The sequence below is a fragment of the Marinarcus sediminis (SeqCode) genome, assembly GCF_048571275.1.
Lineage (GTDB): Bacteria > Campylobacterota > Campylobacteria > Campylobacterales > Arcobacteraceae > Marinarcus > Marinarcus sediminis.
Map to the genome: position 1 here is coordinate 1,607,346 of NZ_CP182357.1, position 16,254 is coordinate 1,623,599.

Here is a 16,254-nt window from a genome sequence, read left to right on the forward strand (position 1 = left end):
ATAAATTAATTTAAATGAACATAGATAAAGTGATTAAAGTGTATAATGCGCGTATGATTACAAAAGATTCCATAGAAAATTTAAAAAACCATTTAGACGTTGTTGATGTCATTTCACAATTTATTGAGGTTAAAAAATCAGGTGCAAACTTTAAAGCATGTTGCCCTTTTCATGGAGAAAAAACCCCTTCATTTGTGATAAGTCCTGCCAAGCAAATTTACCACTGTTTTGGTTGTGGAGTAGGGGGCGATGCCATAAAATTTGTGATGGAGTATGAAAAACTCTCTTACCCTGAAGCCATTGAAAAACTTGCCTCCATGCACAATGTATCATTAAGTTATGATAACAACAATGAAAAAAAACAAGACACCAAAGTCATTGAAGAGGTCAATAAATATTATCAAAAACTTTTTATTGGTGAACACACTGCCAAAGAGTATATTTTAAGCAGGGGGATTTCAGAATTTTCCATTGAAAAATTTGAAATTGGGTATGCTCCTAGCTCCTCTCAAACAATAGGCTTTTTAAAAACAAATTTTTTGAACCTAGGTGATGCGCAAGAGTTGGGAATTATAGATACTGGGGCAAATGGTTTATATGCTCGTTTTATTGAAAGAATTACCTTCCCTATCTATGCGTTAAATGGAAAAATTGTTGGTTTTGGTGGACGAACGATTACTGGACATAATGCCAAATATGTCAACTCTCCTCAAACCAAACTCTTTAATAAATCACGACTGTTATATGGGTATAATTTGGCTAAAGATGCAATTTATAAAAAGCATGAGATTATTATTACAGAAGGGTACTTGGATGTCATTATGTTGCATCAAGCAGGGTTTGAGAATGCTGTTGCAACCTTGGGTACGGCATTGACGCAAGAGCATTTACCGCTTATAAGAAGAGGTGAACCCAAAGTCATTGTGGCGTACGATGGTGACAGTGCAGGATTAAATGCTGCGTATAAAGCTTCGGTGATGCTTTCTCATGGAAATTTTGAGGGAGGAGTGGTGATTTTTGGTCAAGGATTGGATCCTGCCGATATGGTCAAAGATAAAAGAATCAATGAACTCAATGCCATCTTTTCCAATCCAAAACCTTTTATTCCTTTTGTGATTGATTTTATCATTGCAAAATATGATTTAAGTGATCCTCAAAATAAACAAAAAGCACTGCAAGAGACCAATGATTATTTAAAAACATTGAACCCCATTTTTCAAGATGAATATAAACGATATTTGGCGTCAAGACTCAATGTGAATGAAAAGTTTATTAAGGTACAAAATCAAAAACAAGAGATACGAAACAATGTTCAGTTGTCAAAAATAGATATTGCAGAGTTGTGTATTATTAAATCCATAGCCGACACGCCCAAAAGGCTGGATACCGTTTTAGATGTGGTAGATGCTTCCATGTTTGAGTACCATAAAAGTGAGTTTGAAATGCTTTTATATGACAAAGAGAATCCTCAACTTAATGGGATTTTACTCAATGAACAATTGGAAAATTATGATGATGAACGTTTAAGCAGTGAATTGAGAATTTTGCTGATTAAATTTTATGAAAAAAAACAAAATGCCATTAAATATGATGAAAATTTAGAACACAATGAGAAAAAGAATTTGATTGTGAAAATACGCGATAATATCATGCAGCTAAGAAAAGGCAAACTAATTTCGTATAACTTATAAAATTTATTGAATAAAAATAGTTTTTTCAGTAGAATCCCTGAATAAAACTTTTGGAGAACTACATGGAAATTATACAAACCGAAAAAGCACCTGCAGCCATTGGGCCTTACTCACAAGCCATTAAAGTCAATGGCATGATTTATACTTCTGGGCAAATTGCAATTACTCCAAGCGGAGAGTTAGTTGACAGAGATATTAAACGGCAAACAAGACAAGTGTTAACCAATTTAAAAAATATTTTAGAAGAGTCTGGAAGCAGTTTAGAACAAGCCGTTAAAGTAACAATTTATTTAGAAAACATGGAAGATTTTGGTGTGGTTAATGTGATTTATGCTGAATTTTTTGGCGATCATAAACCAGCACGAAGCACGGTTGCAGTTAAAACATTACCTAAAAATGTACTTGTTGAGATGGATATTATTGCTGAAGCAAAAGATTATCTCTAATTTTGCAATAAAGTTTCTTGTCTTAAAGAAAGTTTAAACTAATTTAAGATACTATTCGCTTCACAAAAATAAAGTATGAATAGAATAGATACCCTAAGGAAAGAAAATGTACGCAATTATCAAATGTGGTGGAAAGCAATATAAAGTTTCAGAAGGTGATATAATCGATATCGATTACACTGGAAAAGCTGCCAAAGAAACACTTGAAATTAACGATGTTTTAGCTGTTAACAATGGTGAGTTAAAATGCGGTGATGCTGTTTCTTCTGCAAAAGTAGAAGCAGAAGTGGTACTGGATGGTACTGGTGTAAATAGAGACAGAAAAGTTATCATTTACAAAAAAAGAAGAAGAAAAGATTCTAAATTAAAAAAAGGTTTCAGAAGAAGCTTTACAAAAATTAGAATTACTAAAATTGCTGCGTAAGCAATAAATTTAAGGAGATAAACGATGGCTCACAAGAAAGGTCAAGGTAGTACACAGAATAATAGAGATTCAGCTGGTAGAAGACTTGGAGTTAAAAAATATGGTGGAGAAGCTGTAAGAGCTGGAAATATCATTATCAGACAAAGAGGAACTAAAATTCACGTTGGAAACAATGTTGGAATTGGTAAAGACCATACAATATACGCTTTAATTGACGGAACAGTTAAATTCGAAATTAAAGATAAAAAAAGAAAAAAAGTTTCAGTTTACGCTTCGTAAGTTTGATTCAAAAGAGTTTTTTAAAGGGTGTATGGCATTTGCCTACACCCTTTTTTAATTAATAAAAAAAATAATTTAGTGAACAGTTAAAAGTTAACAGGTTAATGTTAAGGCGCTTTTGATTTTTCACTTTTCACTAAAACGGAGGTTCATGTGTTTATAGATAGTGTAAAGTTTGTAATCTCTTCTGGTAAAGGAGGGCAAGGTTGTGCCTCATTTAGAAGAGAAAAGTTCGTCGTAAAAGGTGGACCAGACGGTGGAGATGGTGGTAAAGGTGGAGATGTTGCTTTTGTAGTAGACAGCAACAGTGATACATTATCATGGTATAAAGGTCGTCATATTATCAAAGCTGAAAACGGTAAACAAGGTATGGGAAGAAACATGACAGGGAAATCTGCACCTACACTTTTATTGCCGGTACCTCCTGGAACACAAATTATTGATGATGAAACCGATGAGGTTTTATATGATTTGTTAGAAGAGGGGCAAACGGTTACCATTTTAGAAGGTGGAAAAGGTGGATTAGGGAACGTTCACTTTAAAAACTCAAGAAACCAAAGACCCACCTATTTTCAACCAGGACTTCCAGGACTTAAAAAAGAGATCAGACTTGAGTTAAAATTGATTGCGGATGTGGGCTTAGTTGGGTATCCAAATGTGGGTAAATCGACTTTGATTTCAACATTGTCAAATGCAACCCCTGAAATTGCAAATTATGAGTTTACTACGTTAACACCAAAATTGGGGGTAGTTGAAGTAGGGGAATACAACTCTTTGGTTATGGCAGATATTCCAGGAATCATTGATGGTGCAAGCGATGGAAAAGGTTTAGGCTTAGAGTTTTTAAGACACATTGAACGAACCAAAACATTGCTTTTTATGATTGATATTTCAAACTATCGTACAACCATGGATCAATACACGGTTTTAAAAGAGGAGCTTAAGAAGTTCTCTTTAGAGTTAAGTGGAAGAAATTTTGCCATTGCATTGACAAAAACAGATGCGTATTATGGTGAAGATTTAGAGGGTGACATTAAAAGTTTTATTGAGGGATTAGGGTTAGAAATAAGTGGTGAAAATCAATTTGGATTTGATAAAACATTGCCTTATTATATGCAAGATACGACATTTGCAAGATTTGATGCGGCAAAACCATTTTTCATCTTGCCAATATCTGCGGTAACACATTTAAATACAAATGCCATCAGATACTCTTTATATGAATTAATAGGAAAAGATAAAAAATGAAACGAATCGTATTAAAAGTTGGAAGTGCTGTTTTAACACAAGATGGTAAACTGGCATTTGATAGGTTAAATAATTTGGTGGATTTGATTGCAAAATTAAAACAACAAGACAAAGAGGTAATATTGGTCAGTTCAGGTGCCGTTGCAGCTGGCTTTACTTCATTGCCTTTGGATAAAAAATCAGTAACCAACCGACAAGCACTTGCTGCCATTGGACAACCTTTATTGATGAAACACTATAAAACAAAGTTTAAAGAGTATGGAATTACTTGTGCTCAAATGCTTTTAATTGCCGATGATTTTGATTCAAGAAAAAGAACCGCTTTTGCAAAAGGGGCCATTGAAATTTTGTTGAAAAACAAAATCATGCCCATTATCAATGAAAATGATGTCACTGCAACCGATGAACTTCTTTTTGGAGATAATGATCAACTTGCAGCGCATGTTACATACTACTTTGACGCAGATATCTTGGCTATTTTAACAGATATTGATGGATACTACAACAAAAATCCAAGAGTGTATGCAGATGCAGTATTGGAAAAACACATTGCTTCGGTTTCTGCTGAAATGTTAGAAGGTGAGCATACACCCAATACCGAGTTTGCGACAGGTGGCATTGTGACTAAATTAAAAGCTGCAGATTTTTTAATCCAAAAAAATATTCCTATGTATTTAAGCAGTGGATTTGATTTGAAATTTGCAGAAGAGTTTTTGGTCAATCACAATCACCTTGGTGGAACACTTTTTAAGGCGTAATTTGATGGCAAAACGAATACTTTTTATGGGAACGCCCGATTATGCTACAACCATTTTCAAAGCCATTTTAAAAAGTGAGTTTGAGATGGTTGGACTTTTCACTCAACCGGACAAACCCGTGGGAAGGAAACAGATTTTAACGGCTCCTCATATCAAACAATTTTGTACAGACAACAATCTCAATCTTCCCATTTATCAACCTGAAAAATTAAGAAATAATGAAGATGCAAAACTACAAATAGAAGCGTTAAAACCCGATTTTATTGTTGTTGCAGCGTATGGACAAATTCTGCCTAAAGAGATTTTAGATATTGCTCCTTGTATTAATTTACATGCCTCATTATTGCCAAAATATCGAGGAGCAAGTCCGATTCAAGAGTCATTATTAAATGGTGATGAGTACACAGGTGTTACCTCTATGCTTATGGAAGAAGGTCTTGACAGTGGCGATATTTTGGGATTAAAATATTTTAAAATACCCCAAACGATGGAAGTAGCAGAACTCTTTTCTGAACTCTCTTTAATGGCGGCAAAACTTACCATTGAGACGCTACATTATTTTGAAAAGATTGATCCAAAAGTACAAAATGAAACAAACGTAAGTTATTGTAAGAAGATAAAAAAAGAGCATGGCGAAGTCAGTTTTGATAATGCTGAAGTCCTTTATAAAAAATATAAAGCCTACTCTTACTGGCCTGGAGTATATTTAAAATCTGGGCTTAAGTTAAAAAACATCTCTCTTGTTGAAAAAGATTCCCAAAACAATGCCGGTGAAATAGTAGCCATTGAAGAGGATGGTATCATTGTCGCATGTCAAAAAGGCAGTTTAAAAATTGCAACTTTACAAGCCCCTTCAAAAAAAGAGGTCAGTGCAATTGATTATATCAGAGGTCAAAGAATCTCTTTACTGAATCTTTTAACTTAATTTATTATACTATTGTTTATATCTTTAATTGAAGAAGTCATTATGAAAAAAAGTATAAATTGTTACGATATTTATGACCTAAAACTTTTCAACGTAGATGATTTTGATGTCTTATTACATAAGATATTGAAACAAGTAAGAGAAATCATTGGTGCTGAAGCAGGAAGTATTTATACTGTGGATGGGGATGCGTTGCAGTTCAATGTCTTTCAAAATGACTCAATGACGTATGAAGAGATTTTTCTGCAATACCGAAAATTAAAAGATTTAAAACTCCCCCTAGATTCAAAAAAATATCTTGCCGTTGATGCTTATATGAGTAAAAAAATTATCATAGTAAATGATGTGTATAAAACAAAAAAGTATGAGTTACTGGGTGTCAAAGAGTACGACAAACAAAACAATTATAAGACGCATTCAATCCTGACTTCTCCCATTATTCACCCTATTGATAATAAAAAGTTAGGGGTGATTCAGCTTATCAATAAGATTGATGATGAAAATAATTTTTATTTTGATGAAAAAGATAAAGATACGTTAGCAATAACAAGTTCTTTGATTGCTTTATCAATTTCTCAAGCACAGGATGACTCAATTAAGTTAAAAGAGTTAAACCGTGAACTTAAAATTGCAAATGAAAAATTGACAAAAAAAGTTGAGTATGAAATCAGTGAAAATGAGAAAAAATCAGCCATAATTTATCATCAATCAAAATTGTCATCAATGGGAGAGATGATTGGTAATATTGCTCATCAATGGAGACAGCCATTAAGTGGTATCAGTACACTTGCAAGTGCACTTAGCTTTAATATGGAGTTAAATACCGATGATAAAAAAGAAACAATGAAGACCTTAGATAAGATTGTTGAAACAACAAAATATCTCTCTGATACGATTGATGACTTTAGAAACTTCTACAGAATTGATAAATTTGAAAAAAAATTTAATTTAGCAAAGAATATACATCAAAGTGTATCTATAATTGATGTAACGTTGTTGGAACATGAGATTGAGTTAATCTTTGAGTTGGATGAGAGTATCAATCATTTTGGTTTGGAAAATGAGTTAAAACAAGCTGTATTAAATATTTTACAAAATTCTAAGGATGCTTTTGATGCGGGAACAGATAAAAATTTCCCCCCAAAATTAATCTTTATAACTCTAGAAAAAATCAATGATTTGATATTGATAAAAATCAAAGACAATGCAGGTGGAATAAAAGAGAACATTTTAAAGAAGATATTTGATAGAGATTTTACCACTAAAGATGAACATAAGGGCACAGGTATTGGACTGTACATGACGAAAGTAATCATTGAAAAAAGTTTCAAAGGGAGTATAACCGCAGAAAACTCTCTATTTGAATACAATGGTATGCAATGTACAGGGGCTTTGTTTACAATTACATTTCAAGCTAAAAAGTAATAAAACCCTGTCACACTTGCCAATGAAAAAATTACCCCTATAACCAATGCATTGATTGCCAATCGTTCATCTAATCCACCCTTAATTGCCAAAATAACCGCAGTAGTCATAGGTGGCATGGCAACTTCTAGAATGGTTGCTTTACTCCATGTCTCATCTAAGTTGTAAAAAATACCAAAGAGTATCATCACAAAAATAGGCATAATAAGCATCTTTAACGTCAATGCCAAAGAGGTGATGCGAACTTTATAAAATATGTTTTTAATCTCCAATTTCATACCGATGGCTATCATAGCTAGGGGGACTAAGGTGGCACCTATGGTTTGTGCAGTATTCATAATAAAAGTGGGCATATCAAAGAACTTTAAAACAACCGTGATGAAAAAGATGATAATAGGTGGGAAAATAAGTACACTTTTTAAAATGGACTTAAAATGTACCACATTGCCACTTCCCCAATTAATGATAAATGCTCCAAGAGAGACCACCAATAAAAAGGAACCAAACAGATCATAAATCAAAGCATAGACCACGTAATCTTGACCATAAAAAGCATCAATGTATGAAAACCCAATAAAGGAGGTGTTCCCAAAGGTCGCAATAATCATAAATGTAGCCAATGTTTTTTTCTCTAAAGCAAAAAACTTTCCTATTAAATAGGCTAAAATGAGATTGACAATGATAATGGTATTGAACATACAAATCAAATTTAATATCTTTAAATCCAAGGTAAGAGGGTAGATTTTAACAAATACCATTGCAGGAAGAGAAAAATATATTACAAATTCAACCAACTCTTTTGAGTTGTCTTTAAAAAATATTTTGAACAAATAACCCAACAATAAATAGAGTGCTATGGGTAAAACGGGATCCAGCATTTTTAATCCATTTTATAAATTTTTTTTTATTATATTGCAATAATATTAATCTGTAATTATGTATAATGGTTTGATGAAAATTATTATATTAGAAGAAGTTGATTCAACGCATACGTATTTAAAAGAGTACATTAAAAAGAACTCTTTTAGTGAGCCACTTTGTATTGCTACAACTTTTCAAACACAAGGAGTGGGGAGTAAAGGAAACAGCTGGGTTGGTAAAAAAGGGAATCTGTTTTTCTCTTTTGTTATGCAAAAAAACAGTTTGCCTTGTGATTTGCCTTTGCAGTCAGCTTCGATTTATTTCTCTTTTATTTTAAAACAAGTTTTAGTGGAAAAAGGTTCAAAAACTTGGCTAAAATGGCCCAATGATTTTTACATTGAAAGTAAAAAAATTGGGGGAACAATTACGACAGCAACGAATGATTTGATCTATTGTGGCATTGGTTTAAATCTTTTGAGAGTGAGTGAAGAATTTGGTTATTTGGATATCGAAATTTCTTTTGAAGAGATTTTGAGATTATATTTTGCTAAATTAGAAAAATTAATTTTATGGAAGCAGATATTTAGTGAGTTTCAGATAGAATTTCAAAAAAGCAGATTTTACAAATCTTTGTTAAATGACGAGAAAGTTTCTCTACAACGCGCTATTCTAAATGACGACGGTTCAATTAGTATAGATAATATAAAGGTGTTCAGTTTACGATGACAACAGAAATAATTGCAATTGCAAATCAAAAAGGTGGTGTTGGTAAAACAACAACTGCTGTGAATTTAAGCGCTGCCTTGGCACTTGAAGGTAAAAGAGTATTGTTAATTGATGCAGACCCACAAGCTAACGCAACAACTTCTTTAGGCTTCCAAAGAGACACATATGAGTACAATATTTATCATGTGATGCTTGGAACAAAAGAACTTTCTGAAATAATTTTAGATAGCGAAATAGAAAACTTGAAAGTTGCACCATCTAACATTGGTTTAGTTGGAATTGAAAAAGAGTTCTACAAGAATAACAATGAAAGAGAGTTGATTTTAAAAAGAAAAATTGACCCAATCAAAAAAGATTTTGATTATATCATTATTGATTCTCCACCTGCATTAGGCCCTATTACTATCAATACATTAAGTGCAGCAACCTCTGTACTGATTCCTATTCAATGCGAGTTCTTTGCACTTGAAGGTTTGGCGCAGTTATTAAATACCATCAAACTTGTTAAACAAACCATTAACAGACAACTTCAAATTCGAGGGTTTTTACCAACGATGTACAGTGAACAAAATAATCTTTCAAAACAAGTCTTTGCAGATCTTGCACAACATTTTGAGAGTAAATTGTTTAAAGTAGATGAGAGTTCTTATGTTGTGATTCCAAGAAACATAAAACTTGCCGAATCACCAAGTTTTGGTAAACCAATTATGCTTTATGATGATAAAGCCATTGGAACAAAAGCATACACAAATTTAGCACGAGCAATAGCAGGATAATCACATGGCACTAGGAAGAGGACTTAGCGAATTATTAGGTGAAGTAGAGATTGCATATGACAAATCAACTACCCATTCAAATTCAAATATTGTAGAGATTGATGTTGAGTTAATTAAAGCCAACCCAAATCAACCAAGAAAAATATTTGACGAAGAGAAATTAAAAGAGTTAAGTGATTCTATTCAAAGACATGGTCTGTTACAACCTGTTACTGTCATTAAAGATAATAACGATGGGTATATTTTAGTTGCTGGTGAGCGAAGGTTAAGAGCGCACAAATTAGCTGGATTACCAAAAATTAAAGCCATCATTACCAATTTAGAAGATTTACAATTAAGAGAAATTGCCTTAATTGAAAATATTCAACGAGATGATTTAAATATCATTGAACTGGCGTACTCTTATGCCCAACTTTTAAATGAGCATGGGATTACTCATGAAGAGCTTTCACACAAAGTGTTTAAAAGCAGAACCTCAATTACAAATACATTAAGACTTTTACAATTGAGTTCATATGTGCAACAACTGCTGGCCAATGGAAAAATCACAGCGGGTCATGCAAAAATTATGTTAGGATTAACTGACGATGAACAAAAGGTGGTTGCAGATTCAATTGTCGGGCAAAAACTCTCTGTACGAGAGACAGAAAAATTGGTCAAAGATCTTAAAAATCCAGTAGTAAAACCTGAACCCAAAAAATCAAAAGTTAAGAGTAATTTTGATTTAAATTCACTCCATTCCATCATAGAAAATTTAAAATCTGACAACTTAAATGTCAAGATTGATAATAAGTTTTTTAAGATTGAAATTCACTCACAAGAAGACATAGATAAAATTTCTAAACACTTTGGTAACACTTTATAAATTTTACTAACTTTCTTAATTCATTTAAACTTCTATTATACTATCTTTTGTTAAAATGGTGCAGTTTTAGTCAAACTAAACTGTAAAAAATATGGAGGAATGAATGTTAGACATAAGTCCTATATTATTGCTTAGCTCTGGTATTATCTTTATACTTGTACTTGCCAGACTAAACAGTTGTCTATTTAAACCTTTGTTAAAACACATGGATGACAGAGCTGACTCTATAAAAAAAGATTTAGAGAATGCAAAGTCAAACAGTGCAGACGTAGAGGGGATGCTGGCTGAAGCAAATGATGTTATTGCGAAAGCCAAAAAAGAGGCTGCTGCAATTAGAGAAAAAGCTTATAATGAAGCTAAAGAGATTGCTGATGCAAAACTTGTAACGGCAAAATCAGATATTGAACTAAAATATGCTGATTTTACAAAAGAGTTACAAGCAGAAACAAAAGCCTTAAAAGATTCATTAATCGCTTCTATGCCTCAGTTCAATGAGAGCTTAAAAGCTAAGCTTAATTCGATATAAGGAAGGGAGAAAAAGGTGAAAAAAATTTTATTATTCGCATTAGCTTTGGCTCCTATTGCATTATTTGCCAGTGAAGGTGCGGAGACTGATATTATTCAAAGAACCGTTAACTTTGTTATTTTTGCTGCCATTTTATGGTATTTGCTTGCTGATAAAATCAAAGCTATGTTTGCTGAGAGAAGTTTGGGTATTCAATCTGAACTTGATAAAGTACAAGATACTTTAAAAGCATCACAAGCTAAAGTTGATAATGCGGCACTTAAATTAGAAGAAGCAAAAAAACTTGCTGTTGAGATTGTTGAAGGTGCGACTGCTGAAATAGATTCTATTAAAGTAAAATCGGTACAAACAACGGATCATGAAATAGCAAATTTAAAGAAAAACTTTGATGAAAAAATTAAAGTTGAAACAAGAAAAGCTAAAAAAGAAGTTGTTGAAACTGTTTTAGAACAACTATTAAGCAGTGAAAATATTGGTGTTTCTCAAGATGAGTTGGCAAATATTGTACTTAAGAAGGTGGCATAATGACTGATTTAATAGCTAAAAGATACGTTAAAGCATTATTAGATGGCAGAGATGTAAATTCTGCAACTGCTATTTATGATGAATTAAATCAAATTGCTTCTGCGTATGCAGATGAAAAATTTATCTCTATTATTGCTTCTTCTGAAGTAAAAAATAGTGCTAAAAATGATTTTGTTATCTCTTTAGTAGATAACATGAGCGATACTTTAAAAAATCTTGTAAAACTTTTAGGTGAAAATAAAAGATTGGATATTATCCCTTTTATTGCTGAAGAGTTAAAAAGTCAAATTTCTGTTTTAAATAACAGTTATACGGGTGTTGTGTATACAAATAAAGCACTAGACGCTTCTTATGTAGACTCAATCACTGAAAAATTCAGTAAAAAATTTGATATTAATTTAAATCTTGAACAAAATATTTGTGATTATGATGGAATTAAAGTTGATATTGATGGACTTGGTGTTGAGATTAGTTTTTCAAAAGAGAGATTAAAATCTCAAATGATTGATCATATTTTAAAAGCAGTTTAGAACTTATAAAGGAGAAAATGAATGAGTGCAAAGATTCAAGCAGATGAAATCAGTTCTATTATAAAAGAAAGAATTGACAACTTTGAATTAAATGTAGATGTTAACGAAACTGGTAAAATTATCTCTTACGCAGATGGTATTGCACAAGTTTACGGTCTGAAAAATGTTATGGCCGGTGAACTTGTTGAGTTCGAAAACGGTGAAAAAGGAATGGCTTCTAACTTAGAAGAGTCTTCAGTAGGGGTTGTTGTTCTTGGAAAAGGTGACGGTTTAAGAGAAGGTACTTCTTGTAAAAGAGTAGGAAGACTTTTAGATACTCCTGTTGGTGACGCAATGATTGGACGAGTTGTTAATGCACTTGGTGAACCAATCGATGGAAAAGGTGCAATTGAATCAGCTGAAAGAAAATTGATTGAAGAGAAAGCTCCTGGAATCATGGCGAGAAAGTCAGTTCATGAACCATTACAAACAGGTATTAAAGCAATTGATGCCCTTGTTCCAATAGGACGTGGTCAAAGAGAGCTTATTATTGGTGATAGACAAACAGGTAAAACTACGGTTGCTATTGATACAATTCTTAACCAAAAAGGTGAAGATGTAATTTGTATTTATGTTGCAATTGGTCAAAAATCATCTTCAGTTGCTTCTGTTGTTAGAACATTAGAAGAGTCTGGTGCTATGGATTATACAATTGTTGTTAACGCTTCAGCTGCTGATTCATCTGCATTACAATTCTTAGCACCATATACAGGTGTTACTATTGGTGAATACTTCAGAGATAACGGTAAACATGCGTTAATCGTTTATGATGATTTATCAAAACACGCAGTTGCTTACAGAGAGATGTCACTGATTTTACGAAGACCTCCAGGTCGAGAAGCATACCCAGGGGATGTTTTTTATCTGCACTCAAGATTACTTGAAAGAGCTGCAAAAATGTGTGATGAAAGAGGTGCTGGGTCTATGACTGCATTACCAATTATTGAAACACAAGCAGGAGATGTTGCTGCATATATTCCAACAAATGTTATTTCTATTACAGATGGTCAAATCTTCTTAGAAACGAATTTGTTTAACTCTGGTATCAGACCTGCGATTAACGTAGGACTTTCAGTATCAAGAGTTGGTGGTGCTGCACAAATTAAAGCAACTAAACAAGTAGCTGGTACATTAAAATTATCACTTGCACAATTTAGAGAGCTTGAAGCGTTCGCACAATTCGCATCAGATTTAGATGAGTCAACCAGAAAAGAGCTTGAATTAGGTCAAAGAATGGTTGAAGTATTAAAACAAGGTGTTAATAAACCACTTGTAATTGAAAAACAAATTGTTATCATTTATGCTGGTACTAAAGGTTACTTAGAAGACGTTGCGGTTAAAGATGTTGTTAAATTCGAAGCTGAATTACACGCATTTATTGAGCAAAAATACTCTAACATTCTAGAAAACATTAAATCTAAGAAAAAATTAGATGATGAAGATGAAGCAGCGTTAGTATCTGCATTAGAAGAGTTCAAAACTGTTTTTAGTGCAAATTAAGGATTAGCAATGGCTAACTTAAAAGAGATTAAATTAAAAATCGGAAGTGTATCAAACACGCAAAAGACTACAAAAGCGATGAAGCTTGTATCTTCTGCGAAATTGACTCGTACTAGACAATTGTCTGATCAGGCAAGAAGCTATGCTGGGAAAATTAATGATGTACTTTCTGAGATTGCAAATAGAGTTAGCAAAGTTCAAGATGAAGCAAATGTGAGTAGAGCATTTGTTCCAAATAATAATCCAAAAACAATTGATATTGTTTTTGTTACTGCTGACAAAGGACTTTGCGGTGGTTTTAATATGGCAACAATTAAAACAGTTAGTCGGTTAAAAGCTGAGTATGAATCAAAAGGTGTAACCGTTAGATTAAGAGCTGCAGGAAGAAAGGGAGTGGATTTCTTTACTTTCCAAAAATTTGAGTTATCTCAAAAAGTCAGTGATTTATCAAGTGCACCAGATTACAACAGAGCTTGTGATTTTATTGCTGATGTTGTAAAAGATTTCAACAATGGATTGACTGATAAAGTAATATTGGTATACAATGGATTTTTAAACATGCTTTCGCAAGAAATCAGAGTGAGAGATCTGTTACCAGTAAGCTTAGAAAACGTTTCTGAAGCAGAAAATGAAACTTCTATGCTAGATATTGAACCAGATGACGATGGAGAAGTTTTAAATGAATTAACGGGGAAATATATTGATTTCAATATGTATTACGCGTTGATTGACTCTTTAGCTGCTGAACATTCAGCTAGAATGCAAGCGATGGAAGCTGCAACTAAAAATGCAAAAGAGAGAGTACAAACTTTAACTATAGAATATAATAAAGCTAGACAAGCTGCAATTACAACAGAGCTGATAGAGATTATCAGTGGTGTTGAATCATTAAAATAAGATAAAGGAGCTGCCCGTATGAAAGGTAAAATTATTCAGGTAATGGGTCCTGTCGTTGACGTAGAGTTCGACGGATACTTACCAGAAATAAATGAAGCAATCGAAGTTGTTTTAACAGATGCTAACTCTGATAGATTAGTATTAGAAGTTGCTGCACATATTGGTGATAGTAGAGTTAGAACTATTGCTATGGATATGACAGAAGGTCTCAAAAGAGGTCAAGAGTGTAAAGCTACTGGTGGACCAATTCAAGTTCCAGTTGGTGAAGCTGTTCTTGGAAGAATTTTCAATGTTATTGGTGATCCAGTTGATGAGGGTGAAGCAATTCCTGCTGATACTCCAAGATGGTCAATTCATAGAACTGCTCCTACATTTGAAGAACAATCAACTAAAACAGAGATGTTTGAAACTGGTATTAAGGTAGTTGATTTACTTGCTCCTTATTCAAAAGGTGGAAAAGTTGGACTATTCGGTGGAGCTGGTGTTGGTAAAACGGTTATTATTATGGAATTAATCCATAACGTTGCGTTTAAACACTCTGGTTACTCTGTATTTGCAGGAGTAGGTGAAAGAACAAGAGAAGGGAATGACCTTTATCATGAGATGAAAGACTCAAACGTTCTTGACAAAGTTGCACTGTGCTATGGTCAAATGAGTGAGCCTCCAGGGGCAAGAAATAGAATTGCCTTGACAGGTCTTACTATGGCTGAGTACTTTAGAGATGAAAAAGGTCTTGACGTTCTTATGTTCGTTGATAACATCTTTAGATTTGCACAATCAGGTTCTGAAATGTCAGCACTTTTAGGAAGAATTCCATCTGCGGTTGGATATCAACCAACACTTGCTTCAGAAATGGGTAAATTACAAGAGAGAATTACGTCAACTTCTAAAGGTTCTATTACTTCTGTTCAAGCGGTATATGTACCAGCGGATGACTTAACAGATCCAGCTCCAGCTTCAGTATTTGCTCACTTAGATGCAACTACGGTTCTTAACAGAAAAATTGCTGAAAAAGGTATTTACCCAGCAGTGGATCCATTGGATTCTAGTTCAAGAATTTTGAGTGCAGATATTTTAGGTGAAGATCATTATTCAGTTGCTAGAGGTGTTCAATCAACTTTACAAAAATATAAAGATTTACAAGATATTATTGCAATTCTAGGTATGGATGAGTTATCTGAAAATGATAAACTTATTGTAAATAGAGCAAGAAAAATCGAAAAATTCTTATCTCAACCATTCTTCGTTGCAGAAGTATTTACAGGTTCTCCTGGTAAATATGTTGAATTAGCGGATACAATTGCTGGATTCAAAGGAATTATCGACGGTAAATACGACCATATTCCAGAAATGGCATTTTATATGGTTGGTGGTATAGACGAAGCTATTGCAAAAGCTGAAAGTATGAAATCATAAACCATAAGGCATAACATGGATACAATTAAATTATCAATCGTTACACCAAATGGTACTATCTTTAATGATAGTGTAAAAACTGTAACTCTTCCAGGTAAAGAGGGTGAGTTTGGAGTACTACCGGGGCACGCCTCGTTAGTATCTTCTTTAACAGTTGGTGTAATCGTTATTGAAAAAGACAATTCTATTGAAGCAGTAGCTATTAACTGGGGACATGTTAAAGTAAGTGAAAGCTCAGTAGACGTTCTAGCTGATGGTGCTGTAGCATTAACTCAGGGTCCTGGATCTGAAACAGCTAAAAACATTGACGCTGCAAAAGAATTGGTTAATTCTGTTAAAGATGCAAATGTATCTTTGGCTGCAGTTGAAGCAAAAATCAACTCATTCGCATAATTTT

19 protein-coding genes are annotated in these 16,254 nt (G+C 33.3%); 18 read left to right on the forward strand and 1 reads right to left on the reverse strand.

The window, feature by feature from the left end; translation table 11 throughout:
- Positions 1 to 53 precede the first annotated feature (53 nt).
- From dnaG to ACNI3C_RS08115, 8 genes are all read left to right on the forward strand, one after another.
- A complete protein-coding gene (dnaG, locus tag ACNI3C_RS08080) occupies positions 54 to 1,691 on the forward strand; it encodes a DNA primase (RefSeq protein WP_419771448.1) in 1,638 nt (545 codons plus the stop codon).
- Positions 1,692 to 1,753: 62 nt separating this feature from the next.
- Positions 1,754 to 2,137: a RidA family protein gene (locus ACNI3C_RS08085; protein ID WP_419769310.1), complete on the forward strand. Its 384-nt coding sequence runs from the start codon at positions 1,754 to 1,756 to the stop codon at positions 2,135 to 2,137.
- Between the two features lie 106 nt (positions 2,138 to 2,243).
- Positions 2,244 to 2,561 (forward strand): 50S ribosomal protein L21, encoded by a 318-nt coding sequence (gene rplU / locus ACNI3C_RS08090; protein WP_419769311.1) that lies wholly within the window; start codon positions 2,244 to 2,246, stop codon positions 2,559 to 2,561.
- Between the two features lie 24 nt (positions 2,562 to 2,585).
- Positions 2,586 to 2,840 carry a 50S ribosomal protein L27 gene (gene rpmA / locus ACNI3C_RS08095; RefSeq protein ID WP_419769312.1) on the forward strand — a complete coding sequence of 85 codons (255 nt, stop codon included), beginning with the start codon at positions 2,586 to 2,588 and terminating at the stop codon, positions 2,838 to 2,840.
- A gap of 153 nt (positions 2,841 to 2,993) precedes the next feature.
- A complete protein-coding gene (gene obgE / locus ACNI3C_RS08100) occupies positions 2,994 to 4,088 on the forward strand; it encodes a GTPase ObgE (RefSeq protein WP_419769313.1) in 1,095 nt (364 codons plus the stop codon).
- A complete protein-coding gene (proB, locus tag ACNI3C_RS08105) occupies positions 4,085 to 4,846 on the forward strand; it encodes a glutamate 5-kinase (protein WP_419769314.1) in 762 nt (253 codons plus the stop codon). The genes obgE and proB overlap by 4 nt, the downstream gene beginning before the upstream one ends.
- A gap of 4 nt (positions 4,847 to 4,850) precedes the next feature.
- On the forward strand, positions 4,851 to 5,771 hold the full coding sequence (gene fmt, locus ACNI3C_RS08110; protein WP_419769315.1) for a methionyl-tRNA formyltransferase: 921 nt from the start codon (positions 4,851 to 4,853) through the stop codon (positions 5,769 to 5,771).
- Positions 5,772 to 5,813: 42 nt separating this feature from the next.
- The gene (locus ACNI3C_RS08115; RefSeq protein WP_419769316.1) at positions 5,814 to 7,196 is read left to right on the forward strand and encodes an ATP-binding protein; all 1,383 of its coding nucleotides are present in this window, start codon (positions 5,814 to 5,816) and stop codon (positions 7,194 to 7,196) included.
- Here ACNI3C_RS08115 and ACNI3C_RS08120 read toward each other — a convergent pair.
- Positions 7,181 to 8,074 (reverse strand): AEC family transporter, encoded by an 894-nt coding sequence (locus ACNI3C_RS08120; protein WP_419769317.1) that lies wholly within the window; start codon positions 8,072 to 8,074, stop codon positions 7,181 to 7,183. The genes ACNI3C_RS08115 and ACNI3C_RS08120 overlap by 16 nt on opposite strands.
- Positions 8,075 to 8,147: 73 nt before the next feature.
- On the opposite strand from ACNI3C_RS08120, the gene ACNI3C_RS08125 reads away from it, so the two are divergent.
- The 10 genes from ACNI3C_RS08125 to atpC all read left to right on the forward strand — a co-directional run bounded on the left by ACNI3C_RS08125 (position 8,148) and on the right by atpC (position 16,250).
- Positions 8,148 to 8,783, forward strand: coding sequence for a biotin--[acetyl-CoA-carboxylase] ligase (locus ACNI3C_RS08125; protein WP_419769318.1), 636 nt, complete (start codon positions 8,148 to 8,150; stop codon positions 8,781 to 8,783).
- Positions 8,780 to 9,559, forward strand: coding sequence for a ParA family protein (locus ACNI3C_RS08130; RefSeq protein WP_419769319.1), 780 nt, complete (start codon positions 8,780 to 8,782; stop codon positions 9,557 to 9,559). Before ACNI3C_RS08125 ends, ACNI3C_RS08130 begins: the two co-directional genes overlap by 4 nt.
- Positions 9,560 to 9,563: 4 nt before the next feature.
- Positions 9,564 to 10,424, forward strand: coding sequence for a ParB/RepB/Spo0J family partition protein (locus ACNI3C_RS08135; RefSeq protein WP_419769320.1), 861 nt, complete (start codon positions 9,564 to 9,566; stop codon positions 10,422 to 10,424).
- A 103-nt stretch (positions 10,425 to 10,527) separates the two neighbouring features.
- Positions 10,528 to 10,950 carry a F0F1 ATP synthase subunit B family protein gene (locus ACNI3C_RS08140; RefSeq protein ID WP_419769321.1) on the forward strand — a complete coding sequence of 141 codons (423 nt, stop codon included), beginning with the start codon at positions 10,528 to 10,530 and terminating at the stop codon, positions 10,948 to 10,950.
- Between the two features lie 15 nt (positions 10,951 to 10,965).
- Complete coding sequence (locus ACNI3C_RS08145) at positions 10,966 to 11,475, forward strand: F0F1 ATP synthase subunit B family protein (protein ID WP_419769322.1); 510 nt, start codon at positions 10,966 to 10,968, stop codon at positions 11,473 to 11,475.
- On the forward strand, positions 11,475 to 12,005 hold the full coding sequence (locus ACNI3C_RS08150; protein ID WP_419769323.1) for a F0F1 ATP synthase subunit delta: 531 nt from the start codon (positions 11,475 to 11,477) through the stop codon (positions 12,003 to 12,005). The genes ACNI3C_RS08145 and ACNI3C_RS08150 overlap by 1 nt, the downstream gene beginning before the upstream one ends.
- A 21-nt stretch (positions 12,006 to 12,026) precedes the next feature.
- Positions 12,027 to 13,544 (forward strand): F0F1 ATP synthase subunit alpha, encoded by a 1,518-nt coding sequence (gene atpA / locus ACNI3C_RS08155; RefSeq protein WP_419769324.1) that lies wholly within the window; start codon positions 12,027 to 12,029, stop codon positions 13,542 to 13,544.
- Positions 13,545 to 13,553: 9 nt separating this feature from the next.
- Complete coding sequence (gene atpG, locus ACNI3C_RS08160; RefSeq protein ID WP_419769325.1) at positions 13,554 to 14,441, forward strand: ATP synthase F1 subunit gamma; 888 nt, start codon at positions 13,554 to 13,556, stop codon at positions 14,439 to 14,441.
- A gap of 18 nt (positions 14,442 to 14,459) precedes the next feature.
- Positions 14,460 to 15,857: a F0F1 ATP synthase subunit beta gene (atpD, locus tag ACNI3C_RS08165; RefSeq protein WP_419769326.1), complete on the forward strand. Its 1,398-nt coding sequence runs from the start codon at positions 14,460 to 14,462 to the stop codon at positions 15,855 to 15,857.
- Positions 15,858 to 15,872: 15 nt separating this feature from the next.
- On the forward strand, positions 15,873 to 16,250 hold the full coding sequence (gene atpC, locus ACNI3C_RS08170; RefSeq protein ID WP_419769327.1) for an ATP synthase F1 subunit epsilon: 378 nt from the start codon (positions 15,873 to 15,875) through the stop codon (positions 16,248 to 16,250).
- Positions 16,251 to 16,254: the final 4 nt, after the last annotated feature.

Coding starts and splice junctions, on each gene's coding strand:
- dnaG (WP_419771448.1), top strand. CDS start 54: ATGATTACAAAAGATTCCATAGAAAATTTAAAAAACCATTTAGACGTT.
- ACNI3C_RS08085 (WP_419769310.1), top strand. CDS start 1,754: ATGGAAATTATACAAACCGAAAAAGCACCTGCAGCCATTGGGCCTTAC.
- rplU (WP_419769311.1), top strand. CDS start 2,244: ATGTACGCAATTATCAAATGTGGTGGAAAGCAATATAAAGTTTCAGAA.
- rpmA (WP_419769312.1), top strand. CDS start 2,586: ATGGCTCACAAGAAAGGTCAAGGTAGTACACAGAATAATAGAGATTCA.
- proB (WP_419769314.1), top strand. CDS start 4,085: ATGAAACGAATCGTATTAAAAGTTGGAAGTGCTGTTTTAACACAAGAT.
- fmt (WP_419769315.1), top strand. CDS start 4,851: ATGGCAAAACGAATACTTTTTATGGGAACGCCCGATTATGCTACAACC.
- ACNI3C_RS08115 (WP_419769316.1), top strand. CDS start 5,814: ATGAAAAAAAGTATAAATTGTTACGATATTTATGACCTAAAACTTTTC.
- ACNI3C_RS08120 (WP_419769317.1), bottom strand. CDS start 8,074: ATGCTGGATCCCGTTTTACCCATAGCACTCTATTTATTGTTGGGTTAT.
- ACNI3C_RS08125 (WP_419769318.1), top strand. CDS start 8,148: ATGAAAATTATTATATTAGAAGAAGTTGATTCAACGCATACGTATTTA.
- ACNI3C_RS08130 (WP_419769319.1), top strand. CDS start 8,780: ATGACAACAGAAATAATTGCAATTGCAAATCAAAAAGGTGGTGTTGGT.
- ACNI3C_RS08135 (WP_419769320.1), top strand. CDS start 9,564: ATGGCACTAGGAAGAGGACTTAGCGAATTATTAGGTGAAGTAGAGATT.
- ACNI3C_RS08140 (WP_419769321.1), top strand. CDS start 10,528: ATGTTAGACATAAGTCCTATATTATTGCTTAGCTCTGGTATTATCTTT.
- ACNI3C_RS08150 (WP_419769323.1), top strand. CDS start 11,475: ATGACTGATTTAATAGCTAAAAGATACGTTAAAGCATTATTAGATGGC.
- atpA (WP_419769324.1), top strand. CDS start 12,027: ATGAGTGCAAAGATTCAAGCAGATGAAATCAGTTCTATTATAAAAGAA.
- atpG (WP_419769325.1), top strand. CDS start 13,554: ATGGCTAACTTAAAAGAGATTAAATTAAAAATCGGAAGTGTATCAAAC.
- atpD (WP_419769326.1), top strand. CDS start 14,460: ATGAAAGGTAAAATTATTCAGGTAATGGGTCCTGTCGTTGACGTAGAG.
- atpC (WP_419769327.1), top strand. CDS start 15,873: ATGGATACAATTAAATTATCAATCGTTACACCAAATGGTACTATCTTT.